The 16304-nt window shown below is 72.5% G+C and carries 18 protein-coding genes; 11 read left to right on the top strand and 7 right to left on the bottom strand.

Annotated features, from left to right (window positions below):
• Positions 1 to 66: 66 nt before the first annotated feature.
• Positions 67 to 438, bottom strand: coding sequence for a DUF2203 domain-containing protein (locus BLV05_RS15135; protein WP_046769907.1), 372 nt, complete (start codon positions 436 to 438; stop codon positions 67 to 69).
• A 43-nt stretch (positions 439 to 481) separates the two neighbouring features.
• Positions 482 to 646, bottom strand: a complete 165-nt coding sequence (locus BLV05_RS37010) for a hypothetical protein (protein WP_197683663.1) — start codon at positions 644 to 646, stop codon at positions 482 to 484.
• Between the two features lie 239 nt (positions 647 to 885).
• On the opposite strand from BLV05_RS37010, the gene BLV05_RS15130 reads away from it, so the two are divergent.
• Genes BLV05_RS15130 through BLV05_RS15120 form a run of 3 tightly spaced genes read left to right on the top strand, consistent with a single transcriptional unit; the run spans position 886 to position 4654 of the window.
• Positions 886 to 1392 (top strand): (2Fe-2S)-binding protein, encoded by a 507-nt coding sequence (locus BLV05_RS15130; RefSeq protein WP_046769908.1) that lies wholly within the window; start codon positions 886 to 888, stop codon positions 1390 to 1392.
• Positions 1389 to 3803, top strand: a complete 2415-nt coding sequence (locus BLV05_RS15125) for a xanthine dehydrogenase family protein molybdopterin-binding subunit (RefSeq protein WP_046769909.1) — start codon at positions 1389 to 1391, stop codon at positions 3801 to 3803. The genes BLV05_RS15130 and BLV05_RS15125 overlap by 4 nt, the downstream gene beginning before the upstream one ends.
• Positions 3800 to 4654, top strand: a complete 855-nt coding sequence (locus BLV05_RS15120; protein ID WP_046769910.1) for an FAD binding domain-containing protein — start codon at positions 3800 to 3802, stop codon at positions 4652 to 4654. The genes BLV05_RS15125 and BLV05_RS15120 overlap by 4 nt, the downstream gene beginning before the upstream one ends.
• A gap of 118 nt (positions 4655 to 4772) precedes the next feature.
• Here the strand turns inward: BLV05_RS15120 and BLV05_RS15115 are convergent, their stop codons facing one another.
• A complete protein-coding gene (locus tag BLV05_RS15115) occupies positions 4773 to 6698 on the bottom strand; it encodes an HNH endonuclease signature motif containing protein (RefSeq protein ID WP_160312765.1) in 1926 nt (641 codons plus the stop codon).
• A gap of 133 nt (positions 6699 to 6831) precedes the next feature.
• On the opposite strand from BLV05_RS15115, the gene BLV05_RS15110 reads away from it, so the two are divergent.
• The 3 genes from BLV05_RS15110 (at position 6832) to BLV05_RS15100 (ending at position 8266) form a co-directional block, all read left to right on the top strand.
• Positions 6832 to 7320 (top strand): anthrone oxygenase family protein, encoded by a 489-nt coding sequence (locus BLV05_RS15110; protein ID WP_046769911.1) that lies wholly within the window; start codon positions 6832 to 6834, stop codon positions 7318 to 7320.
• Between the two features lie 58 nt (positions 7321 to 7378).
• On the top strand, positions 7379 to 7867 hold the full coding sequence (locus BLV05_RS15105) for a MarR family winged helix-turn-helix transcriptional regulator (protein ID WP_197683662.1): 489 nt from the start codon (positions 7379 to 7381) through the stop codon (positions 7865 to 7867).
• A 69-nt stretch (positions 7868 to 7936) separates the two neighbouring features.
• Positions 7937 to 8266, top strand: coding sequence for a putative quinol monooxygenase (locus BLV05_RS15100; RefSeq protein ID WP_046769912.1), 330 nt, complete (start codon positions 7937 to 7939; stop codon positions 8264 to 8266).
• Here the strand turns inward: BLV05_RS15100 and BLV05_RS15095 are convergent.
• Entirely contained in the window at positions 8241 to 8663 is a 423-nt protein-coding gene (locus BLV05_RS15095; RefSeq protein WP_046769913.1) for a DUF2000 domain-containing protein, read from the bottom strand. The genes BLV05_RS15100 and BLV05_RS15095 overlap by 26 nt on opposite strands.
• A gap of 49 nt (positions 8664 to 8712) precedes the next feature.
• Here BLV05_RS15095 and BLV05_RS15090 point away from each other — a divergent pair, with 49 nt between their 5' ends.
• Together BLV05_RS15090 and BLV05_RS15085 are read left to right on the top strand one after the other, a co-directional pair.
• Positions 8713 to 9504 (top strand): helix-turn-helix transcriptional regulator, encoded by a 792-nt coding sequence (locus BLV05_RS15090; protein WP_046769914.1) that lies wholly within the window; start codon positions 8713 to 8715, stop codon positions 9502 to 9504.
• Positions 9505 to 9538: 34 nt separating this feature from the next.
• Positions 9539 to 10612: an aldo/keto reductase gene (locus BLV05_RS15085; protein ID WP_046769915.1), complete on the top strand. Its 1074-nt coding sequence runs from the start codon at positions 9539 to 9541 to the stop codon at positions 10610 to 10612.
• Between the two features lie 12 nt (positions 10613 to 10624).
• Here the strand turns inward: BLV05_RS15085 and BLV05_RS15080 are convergent, their stop codons facing one another.
• On the bottom strand, positions 10625 to 10966 hold the full coding sequence (locus BLV05_RS15080; RefSeq protein ID WP_231948850.1) for a YciI family protein: 342 nt from the start codon (positions 10964 to 10966) through the stop codon (positions 10625 to 10627).
• A gap of 145 nt (positions 10967 to 11111) precedes the next feature.
• Here BLV05_RS15080 and BLV05_RS15075 point away from each other — a divergent pair, with 145 nt between their 5' ends.
• The 3 genes from BLV05_RS15075 (at position 11112) to BLV05_RS15065 (ending at position 13987) form a co-directional block, all read left to right on the top strand.
• Positions 11112 to 11483, top strand: coding sequence for a VOC family protein (locus BLV05_RS15075; protein ID WP_046769917.1), 372 nt, complete (start codon positions 11112 to 11114; stop codon positions 11481 to 11483).
• A gap of 590 nt (positions 11484 to 12073) precedes the next feature.
• Positions 12074 to 12880: a DUF5134 domain-containing protein gene (locus BLV05_RS15070; protein WP_082155393.1), complete on the top strand. Its 807-nt coding sequence runs from the start codon at positions 12074 to 12076 to the stop codon at positions 12878 to 12880.
• 252 nt (positions 12881 to 13132) lie between these two features.
• Positions 13133 to 13987: a trypsin-like serine peptidase gene (locus tag BLV05_RS15065; protein ID WP_197683661.1), complete on the top strand. Its 855-nt coding sequence runs from the start codon at positions 13133 to 13135 to the stop codon at positions 13985 to 13987.
• Between the two features lie 75 nt (positions 13988 to 14062).
• Here BLV05_RS15065 and BLV05_RS15060 read toward each other — a convergent pair whose 3' ends face one another.
• Positions 14063 to 15394, bottom strand: a complete 1332-nt coding sequence (locus BLV05_RS15060) for a 6-phospho-beta-glucosidase (RefSeq protein WP_046769919.1) — start codon at positions 15392 to 15394, stop codon at positions 14063 to 14065.
• Positions 15391 to 16143, bottom strand: coding sequence for a DeoR/GlpR family DNA-binding transcription regulator (locus BLV05_RS15055; protein ID WP_046769920.1), 753 nt, complete (start codon positions 16141 to 16143; stop codon positions 15391 to 15393). Before BLV05_RS15055 ends, BLV05_RS15060 begins: the two co-directional genes overlap by 4 nt.
• Positions 16144 to 16304: the final 161 nt, after the last annotated feature.

Genomic DNA, 16304 nt, shown 5'->3' with positions numbered 1-16304 from the left:
CCCGGGCCCGCCCGTCCGGACCGTACCGGCCCCAGGCGATCTTGTGAAGCCGCTGGTCCGGACCGCTCAGGGCGGCGGCGGGAGCGGCCGGCGCCCGGCGAAGCCGAGGTCGGCCCGGTGATACCAGTCCAGGCCGGCGTCGCCCTCCAGCCAGCACAGCAGCACCGGCTCGCCGTCGAGCACCGACGGGAAGTCCAGCAGCAGCGGCGCGATGCCCTTCACCTCCGGGCCGGCGGCCACGACGGCCGACAGCAGCTCGTCCAGCCGGGCCTGGGCGGCCTTCAGCTCCGGCAGCCCGCCCAGCGCGGTCGGGGTGCCGCCCTGGACGGCGGCGCCCAGCTCGGCGAGGTCGGCGCGGACCTCGATCAGGCCGGCCAGGACCGGGCGCAGTTCTTCCAGCACAGCCCGCGCCTCGGCGGCGGTGTAGACGTCGCTCACCCCTCGATTGTCCCGGAGGTTCCGGAGTTTCCGGCGCGCGCCGTCAGCGCTGGGGCAGCAGCACCCGCAGGGTGTCGGCCGGGCCGAGGAACCGGTGCCCGCCCACGCAGTGGACGGCGACGTGCTCGACCGGGCCGGACGTGCCGGCCAACGTGCCATGTGACGTGACGGTCGCGGGCAGCGCGCATTCGGGGCAGTCGAAGAGCATGGTGACTTCAGCGTGCCGAATCGCCCGCCGTGATCGCCAGATCCCCGTGATCGGGGTCACATGTGCGGTCGGTCACACGGGTTCGCCGGAAACCCTTGCGGTGTCAGCTTCCGCAGACTTTGCTGGAGGCAGCAAGCGCGCATCGGGACCGGACGGTGAAGCGCCCACGTGTGCTCCCGTTGCGCTCGGGTCGGGCCGGTGGAGCCTGCGTGCCGGTCCCAGGCGTAGGCGGGAGTCCCATGACCAGCATCAGCCTGATCGTCGACGGCGTCCGGTACGACGACGACGTCGAGCCACGCACTCTGCTCGTCCAGCACCTGCGCGACAACCTCGGCAAGATCGGCACGGTCGTCGGCTGCGACACCAGCAACTGCGGCGCCTGCACCGTCCTGCTGTCCGGCAAGAGCGTCAAGGCTTGCTCCGTCCTGGCCGTGCAGGCCGACGGCGCCGACGTCACCACCGTCGAGGGCCTGGCCGGCGCCGACGGCGAGCTGCACCCCGTCCAAGCGGCCTTCCACGAGAAGCACGGCCTGCAGTGCGGCTTCTGCACGCCCGGCATGATCATGTCCGCCGTCGACCTGCTCACCGAGAACCCCGACCCGACCGACACCGAGATCCGCGAGGGCCTCGAGGGCAACCTGTGCCGGTGCACCGGCTACCAGAACATCGTCCTGGCGGTCCGCTCGGCGGCGGAGTCGATGCGGCCGCAGCCGGTCGAAGCGCAGCCGGTGGAGGTGACGACGTGACGGTCACCGAGCAACGCCCCACCGGCGAGGTCGGCCGCGACCGCCGCCGCAAGGAGGACGCCCGGCTGATCACCGGCCGAACCTCCTGGACCGACAACCTGTCCCTGCCCGGCATGCTGCACCTCGCCATCCTGCGCAGCCCCATGGCGCACGCGCGCATCACCGGCATCGACGTCACGGCGGCCCGTGGCGCGCCCGGCGTCGTCGACGTGTTCACCGGCCAGGACGTCGCCGACCTGCAGGGCAGCATGCCGTGCGTCTGGCCGGTCACCGAGGACACCGTGCTGCCCGCCTATCCCCCGCTGGCGCTGGACGAGGTCCGGCACGCGGGCGAGCCGGTCGCCGTCGTCGCCGCCCGCGACCGCGCGAGCGCCCTCGACGCGCTGGAGCTGATCGAGGTCGACTACGAGCCGCTGCCGGTCGTGCTGGACATGGAGGCCGCGCTGGCCGACGGCGCGTCCCTGGTGCACGAGGCCAACGGCACGAACAAGTGCTACACGTGGATCCTCGACTCGGCGGCAGCCGGCACCGGCGGCGACGTCGCGCAGGCGGAGGCCGAGGCGGAGGTCGTCGTCAAACGTCGGTTCGTCCAGCAGCGGCTGATCCCGGCGTTCATGGAGCCGCGCAGCACCGTCGTCGACCCCACCGGCGACCAGATCACCGTGTGGTCGTCCACCCAGGTGCCGCACATCCTGCGGATCCTGCTGTCGCTGGGCACCGGCACGCCGGAGCACAAGATCCGGGTCATCGCGCCCGACGTCGGCGGCGGCTTCGGCGGCAAGCTGGAGGTCACGCCGGAGGAGTTCATCGCGTTCGCGGCGGCCCGGCGGCTGAACAAGCCGGTGAAGTTCACCGAGTCGCGCTCCGAGGCGATGCTCTCGGCGCACCACGGCCGCGACCAGCTCCAGGACATCACCGTCACGGCTCGCCGCGACGGCACCGTCACCGGCATGTCCGCCCGGCTGACCGCCAACATGGGCGCCTACCTCGGCATCATCACGCCGGGCATCCCGATCCTGGGCGCGTTCATGTACGGCGGCATCTACAAGTTCCCGGCCTACCGATTCGAGTGCACCGGCGTCTTCACCAACACCACCAAGACCGACGCCTACCGCGGCGCCGGCCGGCCCGAGGCGACGTTCGCGCTCGAGCGGATCATGGACGAGCTCGCGGTCGAACTGGACATGGACCCGCTGGAGCTGCGGCGGCGCAACTGGATCGACAGCTCCGAGTTCCCGTTCACGACGTCGGCCGGGCTGACCTACGACTCCGGCGACTACGCGGCGGCCACCGACCGGGCGACGGAGCTGTTCGACTACGACGGGCTGCGACAGGAGCAGGCGGCGCGGCGGGCGTCCGGCGACTCCGTCCAGCTGGGTCTCGGCGTGTCGACGTACACGGAGATGTGCGGGCTGGCGCCGTCGCGGGTGCTGGGGCAGCTGCGGTACGCGGCGGGCGGGTGGGAGTCGGCGTCCGTGCGGGTGCTGCCCACCGGCAAGGTCGAGGTCGTCACCGGCACGTCGCCGCACGGCCAGGGCCACGAGACCGCGTGGAGCCAGATCGTCGCCGACCAGCTCGGCGTCGCCTTCGAGGACGTCGAGGTGCTGCACGGCGACACCCGTACGTCGCACAAGGGCCTGGACACCTACGGCTCCCGTTCCCTGGCGGTCGGCGGCATCGCGCTGGTCAACGCTTGCCAGCGCGTCGTCGAGAAGGCGATGCCGGTGGCGGCGCACCTGCTCGAGGCCGACCCCGCCGACCTCGAGTTCGCCGGCGGCGCGTTCCGGGTGAAGGGCGCGCCCGGCGCGGCGACGAAGTCGCTGGCCGACTGCGCGTTCGCGGTGTTCCAGTCGCACGACCTGCCCGACGGCGTCGAGTCCACGCTGGACGCCGACGCGACGTTCGACCCGGAGAACTTCTCCTACCCGCACGGCACGCACCTGTGCGCCGTCGAGGTCGACACCGAGACCGGCATGGTGCGCATCCGTTCCTATGTCGCGGTCGACGACATCGGGCGGGTGATCAACCCGATGATCGTCGACGGCCAGGTGCACGGCGGCGTCGCGCAGGGCATCGCGCAGGCGCTGTTCGAGGAGGCCCGCTACGACGAGGACGGCAACCTCACGACCGGGACCTTCGTCGAGTACACCATCCCGAGCGCGGCCGACCTGCCCGACCTCGTCACCGACCGCACCGAGACCCCGGCGCCTGGCCACCCGCTCGGCGCCAAGGGCGTCGGCGAGGCCGGCACCATCGCCTCGACGCCGGCGGTGGTGAACGCCGTGGTCGACGCGCTCCGACCACTGGGCGTGACGGACGTGCGGATGCCGTGCACGCCGGAACGGGTGTGGTCGACGATCGCGGCGGCGCGCGCCGCTTCTGCTGGTTCGAATGGAGGTGAGCCCCGATGATCCCCGCGGCGTTCGACTACACCCGGGCGGCCTCGGTCGAGGACGCCGTCACCGCGCTGGCCGGCGCCGGCGACGACGGCAAGGTGCTGGCCGGCGGCCAGAGCCTGCTGCCGTTGCTGCGGCTGCGGCTGGCCGCGCCGGCCCTGCTGGTCGACCTCGGTGGCCTGGCCGAGCTGCGCGGCGTCCGCGACGACGGCGACGCGCTGCTGATCGGCGCCATGACCACGCACGACGAGGTCATGAAGCACCCGCTGGTGCGCGAGCACGCGCCGCTGATCGCGCAGGCCGCCGAGACCGTCGGCGACCGGCAGATCCGGCACCTGGGCACGTTCGGCGGGTCGCTTGCGCACGCCGACCCGGCCGGCGACCTGCCCGGCGTCGCGTTGGCGCTGGACGCGGTGATGTCGGTGGCCGGCCCGTCGGGTGTCCGCGACATCGCTGCGGCGGACTTCTTCGTCGACTACTTCACGACGGCGCTCGGCCCCGGCGACGTGCTGGTGTCGGTGCGGGTGCCGAAGCTGACCGGCTGGACCACCCACTACGAGAAGTTCCACCAGCTGGCGCAGTCGTGGTCGGTCATCGGCGTGGCGGCCGCGGTGCGCCGGTCCAACGGCAGCATCGCCGAGGCGCGCGTCGCCCTCACCAACATGGGCATCACCCCCGTCCGCGCCCGCGGCGTCGAGGAGGCACTGACCGGCGTCCCGGCGACCGCCTCGTCCGTCGAAGCCGCAGCCGGGCGCGCTCTCGAAGGGGCCTCGCCGCTCACCGACGGCACCGCGTCGGCGGAGTACCGCACCCACCTGGCGCCGGTCCTCACCCGGCGCGCCGTCATGGCGGCGAGCGGCCTCTAGCCCGTCGCCTCGTCCGCACGCGACCGACAGGGGTCGCCACCGTTGCGACGGTGGCGACCCCCTCGGCGCAGCCTTGCTCGGCCCGATGCGCTGCCGGACGGCGCTGGCCCTGGTGGCGCTAGCCGGGCGGCCGGGGTTGTCGCGCCGTGCTGGGGTCGAGGCGTACAGGTGGCAGGCCGAGGCGTTCGGGCGGCTTCTCGTATCGGTGTCCGGTGGGACTTCGCCATCGGGTGGTGCCGTCGCGATCTCGTTGGACTGACCAGCCGCCGTGGTGTTTGAGCAGATGGTGCGTCTCGCACAGTGCGTGGCAGTTGGCCGGGTCGGTGGTGCCGCCGTCCGCGAACGGCACCAGGTGGTCGATATCGGCGGCCTTGGCGGATCGGTGGCAGCCCGGTGTGCGGCAGGTCCGGTCGCGGGCGACGATGAACTCGGCCAGCGCCTTGGTCGGCCGATATCTCGTGCGCCCGAGGTCGAGCAGCTGTCCGGTGCCGGGATCATGGGCCAGCCAGGTCCACACGCCCTCAGCCGCCAGCGCCCGGGCAACGTGGGCGGGGATCGGTCCGTAACCGTCCAACTCCCCCGGCTGGTCGGTCAGCCCGGCCAGCGTCGCGAACGGGATGGTGACGTGCACACTGACCGGCCGCCGCCGCGGCCTCGACCCCACAGCAGACGGAAGAGATACGTGGTCGCCGGGCGGGCCGCCACTGGCCGCGTCCTCGGCGGGGCGGGCGTACCCGGCCGGCCCGGCCGTGACGGTGCGGTCAGCGCCGCCGCCGACGGCGGCGGGGGCGGAGCGGGCCCCGACAGCGGGCTCAGGCCAAGCGGTGCGATCAGCTCCGGGGCGGGCCGCGCGCACCGCAGGCTCAGGCGCGGCGTCGGCCGGGGCGGCGGACGCACGCCCACTGCCGCTGACGGCGGAGCGCGCCCCGACGTGGGGCTCTGGCGAGCCGGTGCGGGCGGCGCCGCTGCCGCCGACGACGGCGGAGCGGGCCCCGACGGCGGGCTCAGGCGTGCTGGTGCGGTCAGCGACGGTGCGGGCAGCGCGCCCGGCCGGCTCAGGCGTGGCGGCGTCGCCTGGGGCGGCGGACGCGTGCCCGGTGCCGGCGGTGGACGCGTACCCGGTGGCGCCGTCGGCGCACGCACCCAGCGCGGCCCAGCCCAGCTCGGCCAACGCGTCGGCGCGACGCTGATCCCGCGTCCGCGCCGGCACACCGGCCGCCGCGTCCGCCCGCTTCGCATCCGCAGCGGCCACGTTCAGGACCGTGTCCCAGGCGGTCGCGTCCTCGGCCGGGATCAGCGCCTCCAGGAACGCCATCCCATCCGACGCGGGCGTCACCGCCACATACCGGCCATCACGCGCACGCCGATGCCGCTCGGCCGTCTCCACCGGCGCCAGTTCCTGCAGCAACTGCCGGATCAGCTTCCGCAACGCGACCGAATCCAACTGCGGCGCCCGTGGCAACACCGCGGCCTCCACCCGCTCGCGGACGGCCGGGTCCTGTCCACCGAGCTCGTCAGTGATCACGCGAGCACGGCGCAGATCGATCAGACCGGCCGAGAGCAAGGCGTGGGTGTCGGGGAAGTCCTCCACCAACTGCAGGGAGTGACCCACCTGGTACTCCGCCTGCCGGGTGGTGAGGTGGCAGCGTCCGGCGATCGCGACCGCGGTGTTGGTGACCGGGTTCACCGACCGGTACCCCGACGTGTCCGGGCGCATCTCGGCCCGGGAGGCGAGCGCGGCCGCGACCCGCGCCTTGTTCGCCTCCACCCACGCCGCCAACCGCTCCCACCCGGCCGACGCCTCCACCAAGTCGTAGCCATCAGCCACCGACGGATCGAACCCAGCCAGCAGCGCCGCCAACTGCGCACCCACCGCGACCTCGTCCGCCCCGAACGGCAACACCCCAGCCGCCGGCATCGCGGCATACTCCGCGGCCAGCCCGTCCAACAGCGCCCGCACCTCCGCGTCGACCACACCATCAGGCTCCACCGCCACCGGACCAACACCCGGCAACGGAGCAGACAGCAGCGCTTCTTCGAACATGCACACCACCCTACCCACCCCCACCGACAAGATCAACTCGACGCCGCACAACCGAGCCGCCTTCGGCGCGGGACCAGCCATCTGTCGGGGCGAGCCTCTAGGATCACCATCCACCGTCGTCTGGAGGCTCCGCATGCCCGACAGCGTCTTCTTCGGCCTGACGCTCGCCTCGGCCGTCTCCGCCGGACTGATGGCCGGCGTCTACTTCGCCTGGTCGAGCATGGTGATGCCCGGCCTGCGCCGCCTGCAGCCGGGCGAGGCCATCCGGGCGATGCAGAGCATCGACGTCGCGCTCATGAACGCGTGGTTCCTCACCGCGTTCGTCGGGTCGGCGGTGCTGTCGGGGATCTCAGTGGTCTACTCGTTCGCGCGATGGGGCGAGGAGGAGGCGATCTACCTGCTGATCGCCGGCCTGCTGCTGATCTTCGGCTCAGTCGTGATCACCGGCGGCTATCACATCCCGCGCAACAAGGCGCTGCATCTCGTCGACCCGGACGGGCCGGAGGCGAAGGAGCGCTGGGAGCGCTACGACGCCGAGTGGACGTCGTGGAACCACATCCGCGCGGTCGCCAGCCTCGCCTCCGCAATCCTGTTCGCCGCCGGCCTGGCCGCCGTCGAGTAGGCAGATCGTCTGCGGCACAGATCGTCTGTCCGGCCACCGATCGTCGTAGCATGGGCGCGTGACCACGACGCAGGGCATCGAGGACGATCTCGGCTGGCGGCTCGGCGTGCTGTTCCGCGCCTTCGTGCGGGCGGCCGACGCCGCGACGGCCGGCATTCCGGGCGACCACCGCGGCCGCCAGGTGCTCGCCGTCGCCGCGCGTGAGGAGCCACGCACCCAGGCCGCACTGGCCCAGCGGCTGGGCATCGACAAGACGGTGCTCACCTACCTGCTCGACGCGCTGACGGAGGCCGGCCTGGTCGAGCGGCATCCCGACCCGGACGACCGCCGCAACCGCCGCGTCGTCACCACCGCGCGCGGGCGCGAGTTCCTCGCCGAGGCCGACGTCCGCATGGAGCTGGCCGAGGACCACGTGCTGAGCAGCCTCGGCGACTCGGACAGGGCGACGCTGCGGGCGCTGCTCGGCCGGCTGGCCGCCGGGCTGCACGCCGCCGACCCCGTCGACGACCCGTGCCGCCTGATGACGGACATCGGCGAGCGCGCCTGAGCGGCCCGAGCGCCTCAGGCGTCCGATCCGTACAAGCGCAAGCCGCGCACGCGATGCGAGGCTGACCCCGTGACGTACGCATGCCAGGGCACCATGCGCATCCGGCCGGGCCGACGCGATGAGGTCGTCGCGATCCTGCTGAGCGGCACCGACGGGCTGCGCGCCGCCGGCTGCCACCTCTACGCCGTCGGCGTCTCCGAGACCGACCCCGACCTCGTCGTCGTCAGCGAGCTGTGGGCGTCGAAGGAGCACCACGACGCCTCGCTCGAGCTGCCGGAGACGAAGGCCGCCATCGAGGCGGCCATGCCGATGCTCACCGGCGAGTTCACCGGCGCCGAAGCGCGCGTCGAGGGCGGCCTGGGCGTCGACGTGCTCACGGGTGCAGCTTCGCGCCCTTGACGATCTTGTCGACGGTGTTCTTCGGGCCGTGCAGTGCCAGTCCGGCGAGGTCGAGGTCGGCCCGCTTGACGGCGCGGACGGCGGCCCGGTTGTCGCGGTCGTTGCCGGTGCCGAACAGGTCGCGAGTGAAGACGGCCGGCCGCAGCCCGCGGTCCAGCGCCCGGCCGTGCGCGGCGGTCAGGACGGCGGCGTCGCCGGCGAAGACGAGCACCGGCTGACGGAACATCGGCAGGTAGGTCGTGCCGTCGGCGTCCTCGTACGGCTCGCCGATCAGCTCCGGCCCGGTGGCGGCCACGCCGCTGACCAGGAACGCGGTCACGTTGAGGCGTTGCCAGACGGCGAGGTCGTCGGCGAGCAGCACGGCGATCTTGGTGGCGAAGCGGATCTCGTCGGTCACCCCTCCAGCGTGCGCCGGGCGGCCGCCGCGGGTCTTGTACGGTGTTAGCGTGTTCGCCCCCGCCGGCGCGACGGTCCGCGCCTGGCGTCCCGACGTGCCCGGGCTGGTCGAGGTCTTCCACGCCCGGTTCACCCATCACGCCTACCCGGCGCACACGCACACCGCCTGGACGCTGCTCATCGTCGACGACGGCGCCATCCGCTTCGACCTCGACCGCCACCACCACGGCGCCGCCGGGTCCGCCGTCACGCTGCTGCCGCCGCACGTCGCGCACGACGGCCGGGCCGCGACGCCGGCCGGGTTCGGCAAGCGGGTGCTCTATCTCGACCCCGACGTGCTGGGCGAGGAACTGATCGGCGCCGCCGTCGACCACCCGACGTTCGCCGACCGGCAGCTGCGGCTGCGCGTCGACCAGCTGCACCGGGCACTGGACGGCTCCGGCGACGCGCTGGAGGCGGAGAGCCGGCTGACGCTGATCGGCGCGCGGGTGGCGCGGCACCTGTCGCCGTCGGCGCGCACCGAACGGCCACCGCCCGACCTGGCCGCACGGCTGCGGGAGCTGCTCGACGCGCACGTCGCCGACGGCGTCACGCTGCGGGCCGCGGCCGCCCAGCTGCACGCCCACCCCACCCACCTCGTGCGGTCGTTCACGACGGCGTTCGGCCTGCCGCCGCACCGCTACCTCACCGGCCGACGAGTCGAGCTGGCCCGCCGGTTGCTGCTGGCCGGGCAGCGTCCGGCCGAGGTCGCGACCGCCGCCGGCTTCTACGACCAGGCGCACCTGACCCGCCAGTTCAGCCGCTACCTCGGCGTCAGCCCGGGCCGCTACGCCAGGGCTTGACCTGGAGCGCGCTCGAAGTGGCAGCGTGTCGGACATGACTGCGACGACGCGCACACTGGGCCGCAGCGGCCTCGAGGTCAGCGCCCTGGGCATGGGCTGCTGGGCCATCGGCGGGCCGTTCTGGGCCGGCGACCAGCCATGCGGCTGGGGCGAAGTGGACGACGACGAGTCGGTGGCGACGATCCGCCGGGCGGTCGAGCTGGGGGTCACCCTGTTCGACACGTCCGACGCGTACGGCACCGGGCACAGCGAGACGATCCTGGGCCGCGCGCTGGCCGGGCGCTGGGACGAGGTCGTCATCGCGACCAAGTGGGGCAACACCATCGACCCCGCGACGCGGCAGCTCACCGGCACCGACCCGTCGCCGGCGTACCTGCGCCGGGCGCTCGAGGGCTCGCTGCAGCGGCTGGGCACCGACCACATCGACCTCTACCAGCTGCACCTCAACGACCTGCCGATCCCCGTCGCCCAGGAGCTGCTGGGCACGCTGGAGGAGCTGGTCGGCGAGGGCAAGCTGCGCTGGTACGGCTGGAGCACCGACCACGCCGACCGCGCCGCGGCGTGGGGTGGCGCCGACCGCGAGGTCCCGGGCAGCAGCGAGTCACGCAAGGGAACAGGAAACCAAGGCGAGGCCGGCCCGCACTGCACGGCCGTCCAGCACGCCTTCAACGTCCTGCACGACGCCGCCGAGGTACTGGCGGCGTGCGAGGCGCACGGCCTGGCCAGCCTGAACCGCAGCCCGCTCGCGATGGGCCTGCTGACCGGCAAGTTCACCGCGTCGTCGACGCTCGGGCCGGACGACGTGCGCGGCATCGCCCCGGACTGGCTGCAGTACTTCCGCGGCGGCCGGCCGGTCCCGCTCTGGCTGGACCGCGTCGCCGCCGTCCGCGAGGTGCTGCGCAGCGGCGGGCGGACGCTGGCGCAGGGGTCGCTGGCGTGGATCTGGGCGCGCAGCGAGGCGACGATCCCGATCCCCGGCTGCCGCACAGTCGCGCAGGTCGAGGAGAACGCCGGCGCGCTGGCGCACGGGCCGCTCGCCCCGGCCGAACTGGCCGAGGTCGAGCGGCTGCTGGCGGACCTGCGCGCCGAGCCGGTCGCGGCGATGTAGCCGAGGGCTCCGTCAGCCGCCGCTGATGACCTCGCGGACCTCCATCGCCCAGCGGCAGGCGTCAGGCCAGCGGGCGGCGATCTCGACCGCCCGCTCCTGCGACGCGACGTCGACGGTGAGGTAGCCGGCCAGGTGCTCCTTGGCCTCCAGGTACGGCCCGTCCGTGATGACGGTGCCGCCGTCGCGCACCTTCACCGTCGTCGTCCGCGCCGCGTCGACCAGCGCCTCGCCGCCAGCCCACTCGCCGGACTCCTGGAGCTCCTTCATCAGCGCGTCGACCTGCGCGAAGACGGTGGACTTCTCGTCCTCGGACATCGCCTCGAACGCGGCGACGTTGTTGTAGATGAGCAGCATGTACTTCACAGGTGCACCCTTCGTGCCGCGGCGTCCCGGGCGGACGCCACTCGTGCGAGACGTCGGAGCCGGCGCGCACGTTTCGACATCCTCGTCCGAGCTCGCTCCACGTGGGTAACGTCACACGTGAAGAGAGAGGAGCGACATGTTCTCGAAGACGAAGGCCTTCAGCGGGTTCTCGGTCGACGACATCCCGCGGGCCAAGCAGTTCTACTCGGAGACGCTCGGCCTCGATGTCAGCGAGGAGCACGGCATGCTCACGCTCAACATCGACGGCAGCAACGGCGTGCTCGTGTACCCGAAGGGCGACGCGCACACCCCGGCGTCGTTCACCATCCTCAACTTCCCGGTCGACGACATCGACGCCGCCGCCGACGAACTCGCGCGCCGCGGCGTCGAGTTCCTGCGCTATCCGGGCATGGAAGCCGACGACAAGGGCGTCCACCGCAACGACGGCCCGCCGATCGCCTGGTTCACCGACCCCGCGGGCAACGTGCTGTCGGTCCTGCAGGAGTAGGCCTGTAGACGAAGGCCCCACACACGAAGGGTCCGGCTCCCCCGGAGCCGGACCCTTCGTGTCCTGCGGTGACTCGTCCACCCCCGTCACGGGACGAGCGACCCCAGGACGATGGAGCGCAGCGGCGTCACCTGGCGACCACCACCGCATCCGGATCATCCCCACGCCCGCGCGAGGCGCTCTTCAACCAGCTGAGCGGCCAACTCTTGCGCGACCTGGTGGGACGCCGCCGCCTGTGCCTGCCCTTCATCGTTCCTCCCTTGTCGGTTGGAATGACCCCCGAGAAGCGTTGACACAGCCGCTCGGAGGCCGACGTAGTGCCGGTCGTCCCGAGCGGGACTCCACGTTCTGTTGTAACTGCCTGTTGTGACTCCACTATGACACTTGCTGTGACAGTTCTTCAAGAGGATTGGCGATATTGTTTGTGGCCGTTGGTAAGCGGCTCGAACACACGATGACTGGTAAATTACTGGCTGTCTTGACATAGATCAAGACTGTTGTGGCGCAGTTGCGTGTAATACCGTGAACCTACGGCGCCGCCTGCGCCGGAGCACGGCTGGCGTGCGAACATCGAGCGGGATGTGAGGCCGATGTCCCCGATCGAAATGGCCCGCGTCGTCGCCGTGGTCGTGTTCCTGGCAGTCGCCGGGTATTCGGCCGCTCGATTCGTATGGTCGGTGACACGACGGGGCTCGCGCACCGGCATCCTCGCGGCGGACGTGCCCGACCTGTCACACGCGCTCATGGGCGTGGCGATGGCACTGATGGTCAGCCCGGCCGGTCCGGCCGTCCCAGAGCCGCTCGGCATCGCGGCGTTCACCCTCCTGGCCGCCTGGTTCGCCACCCGGCTGCGCCATGACGGCCTGCTGAGCCGGGCCGCCGTCCCCGCCCTCGCCACGGCGAAGCACCGTCTCGCCGATCTCGGTGACCGAGACGGCCGCGCGCGGGGGCACGGGGGTTACCACCTGCACCATCTGGCCGGCTGCGCCGCGATGGTCGTCATGTACCTGACCGGCCACGGCGCGCTGGCAGCCGGCGCGCTGGCCACCGGGGCCACGGCGACGGCCGCCGGCGTCGACGCCGCGAGCACGGGCACGGGCACGAGGGCCGGCCTCGACGCGCACGGGGCGCTGGGGGCGCACGACGCCCTGCCGCCGCTGGCCGCGCTGTGCTGGGTGCTCGGCCTGTACTTCCTGGTCGCCGCGACGTCGCTGGGCTTCCGGGTGGGCGAGTCCACCGTCCAGCTCGCCCACCACACAGCCCACCAGGCAGGCGACGAGGCGGGCGCCACCCCGAACGCTTCGGCCGCCCGGCTGCTGACCTCGCCGGCCGGCGCCTGCGCCACCGAGGTGGCCCTCAGCGCCGGGATGGCGGTGCTGTTCTTCAGCGCGCTCTGAGTCTCACCAGGTCCACACAGCGGACATGACCACATCATGACTTTCGGTCCCGCCCGTTGTCCTGGTGAACTCTCGGAAAGTCAATTCAGACATACCTGTACATGACAGGAGGATGACTGTATGTTGAGGCATCTCGTCGAACCCCGACGAAGTGCCTCATCCAGGGAGGAATGGGCAATGAGGAGACCCGTCATTCGATCTCTCCTAGCCGGAGCCGCGCTCGTGGTGTCCGGCATCGCTGCCACTCCGGCGTTGGCCGGAACGGATGTCACGCCGGCGACCGCCGACGGTGTCCGGGCGTCCGAGGTCGTGCACCAGGAACTGGCGACGACACGGGCCCAGCAGCGCGCCGCGGAGGCCTATTGGACGCCCGAGCGCATGCGCTCGGCGATCCCGGCCGACGCCACCCTGCCAGGCGACGCGAGCACCGCGTCGGCGACGGCGCAGGACATCGCGCCGGCCGCCGTCCCGGAGAACCCGCGCCCGCAGCTCGGCAAGGTCTTCTTCACCATCGGCGGCGTCAACTACGTCTGCTCCGGCACCGCCACGAACAGCGGCAACGGCGACGTCGTCACGACCGCCGGGCACTGCCTGCACGAGGGCGGCGGCGGCTCGTTCGCCTCGGCGTTCACCTTCGTGCCCGCGTACAACAACGGCTCCGCGCCGTACGGCCAGTGGTCGGCGTCGGACCTGTACACGACCAGCGGCTGGGCCAACAGCGGCGACTTCAACGTCGACGCCGGCTTCGCGGTCATGAACGAGAACTCGTCCGGCCAGAGCCTGACCAGCGTGGTCGGCTCCTACCCGATCGCGTTCAACCTGTCCCGCGGCCTCACCTACACGTCCTACGGGTACCCGGCAGGCCCGCCCTTCAACGGCCAGACCCTCTACTCGTGCACCGGCGCCGCCCGCCTCGACCCCGGCGGCCAGACCACCCAGGGCATCACCTGCGACATGACCGGCGGCTCCTCCGGCGGCGGCTGGATCACCGGCGGTCAGCTCAACTCGGTGAACAGCTACAAGTACACGAACGACCCCAACACCATGTACGGACCGTACTTCGGCAGCACCATCCAGTCCGTCTACAACGCGGCCGCGGCCGCCTGACGGCGAGGTAAGACCAGCGTCGCTCCACCGGCGTCCCCCGAGCGCCGGTGGAGCGGCGCTGCCGCGGGTGTGGACTCAGTCGTGCTTGAGGACGGCGCGCAGATCGGGCAGCGCGCCCAGCTCGGCCTCGACCAGCCGCTCCGCCGTCGTGACGGAGTCGACCAGCGGGTGGCTGGCCAGCGCCGCCACCGCCGCCCGGCGGGAACCGGACCGGGCCGCCGCGATGGTGGCCCGCTCGGTCGCCTTCACCGACGCCACCAGCGCGGCCGCCGCAGGGTCGAGCGCGCCGGAGGCCAGCGGGTGGGCGCCGTTGCGGCCGACCAGGCAGGGCACCTCGACGACGGCGTCGGCGTCGACGCCGGGGATGGCCGAGCGGTTGCGGACGTTGAGCACCAGCGTGGCCCGCTCGTCGGCGGCGATGGCTCGCATGAGCGCCAGCGCGACGCGGTCGTAGCCGCCGCCGTCGAGGTCGGCGGTGTCGCGGTCGCCGACGCCGGCGGCGTCGCGGCTCTCGGCCATGTAGGTGGCCTCGCGCTCGCGCCGGACATCGTCCCAGCGCCGCGCGGCGCCGTCGCCCGCGGACGCCGTGTAGAACTCGGCCTGCTGCGCCAGCAGGAACTCCCCGCGGGTGGCCGGCGCCGCCTTCGCCGACGCGATCGCGTCGCGGGTGAAGTAGTAGTAATAGAGGTACTCGTTCGGGATGGCGCCGAGCGAGCGCAGCCACGGCGCGCCGAACAGCTTGCCCTCCTCGAACGAGCCGAGCGCGTCGTCCGAGGCGAGCAGCTCAGGCAGCACGTCGCGCCCGCCGACCAGCACCCGCCACAGCCAGCCCAGGTGGTTGAGCCCGGCGTAGTCGAACCACGCGTCGCCCATCGGGACGTCCAGCGCACGGGCGACCCGGCGGAACAGCCCGACCGGTGAGTCGCAGATGCCGATGACGCGGTCGCCGAGCACCGAGCTCATCGCCTCGGTGACCATGCCGGCCGGGTTGGTGAAGTTGATGACCCACGCGTCGGGCGCCTCGGCGGCGATCGTCGATGCGATGCGCAGCGCGACCGGCACCGTCCGCAGCCCGTACAGCACGCCGCCGGCGCCGGTGGTCTCCTGGCCCAGCACACCCGACTGCAGGGCCGTCCGCTCGTCGCAGGACCGCCCGGCCAGCCCGCCGACCCGGATCGCCGAGAAGACGAAGTCGGCGCCGCGCACCGCCGCCGCGAGGTCGCTCTCGACCACCAGCGCCGGACCCCGGCCGCCGGAGCGTTCCTCGAGCACCGCCCGCACGGCCCGCACCCGTTCGGCGTCGGTGTCGTGCAGGACGACGGTGTCGACGCCGGACTCCTCACTGGCCAGGGCGCGGTGCACCAGCGGGACCCGGAAACCGCCGCCCCCGAGGATCGTCAACCTCATACGAGAACCACCTTCACACCGCTCTCCCGGAGCGCGCCGAGGGCTTCGGTGCCCTCGGCCGCATCGGTCACGACGACGTCCAGGGCGTCGGGTCCGCACACGGTGGCGAACCCGGTCCCGGGGAACTTCTCCGCGTCGGCGAGCAGGATGACCTGGTCGGCCGCCGCGATCATGGCCCGGCGCACCGGCACCTCGACCACCGTGGTGTCGACGACAGCGCCGTCGGTGCGCACCCCGCTGGTCCCCATGAACAACTTGCCGGCACGCAGCTGGCGGACGGCGTCCTCGGTGAGGAAGCCGACCAGCGACTTGTAGTTGCGCCGCACCACCCCGCCGAGCAGGATCAGCTCGATCTCGGGGTCGGGCAGCAGCTCTTCGTACACGGCCATGTTGGCGGTCATGACGGTGACCTTGCGGCCGCGCAGGTGCACGGCCAGCCGGTGCACCGTCGTGCCGATGTCGAGCAGCAGCACGTCGCCGTCCTCGACCATCTCGGCAGCGCGCCGGGCGATGGCGTCCTTGGCCTGGTGCGCCTCGGTGGCGACGGCCGCGAAGGACGGCTCCAGCGACGGGCTGGCCGCCGCGCCGCCGCGGACCCGGGTGAGCAGACCCTGCTCCTCGAGCCACGCGAGGTCGCGCCGGATGGTCGCCTGACTGACGCCCAGGCGGGTGCCCAGCACGGTGACCGACACGGGACCCTCGGCACGGAGGGTCTGCATGATGAGCTCGTATCGGCGCTGGGCAAGCACGGCTGCACCATATCAGTCATCTTCGCTCAATCGAACAGTAGTCGCGCCGAAACGTGCGCGGAACTGAGCGATATGACCGGTTGAGGCAGGTCGCGACACGAGCGATGCATCACAACCGCTCATATCTTGTCATTTACGCGCAGCGCCACTAGGGTTCGACC

It is taken from the genome of Jiangella alkaliphila, assembly GCF_900105925.1.
In the GTDB taxonomy this organism is placed as follows: Bacteria; Actinomycetota; Actinomycetes; order Jiangellales; family Jiangellaceae; genus Jiangella; species Jiangella alkaliphila.
This window is presented reverse-complemented; position numbering and strand designations above follow the sequence as displayed.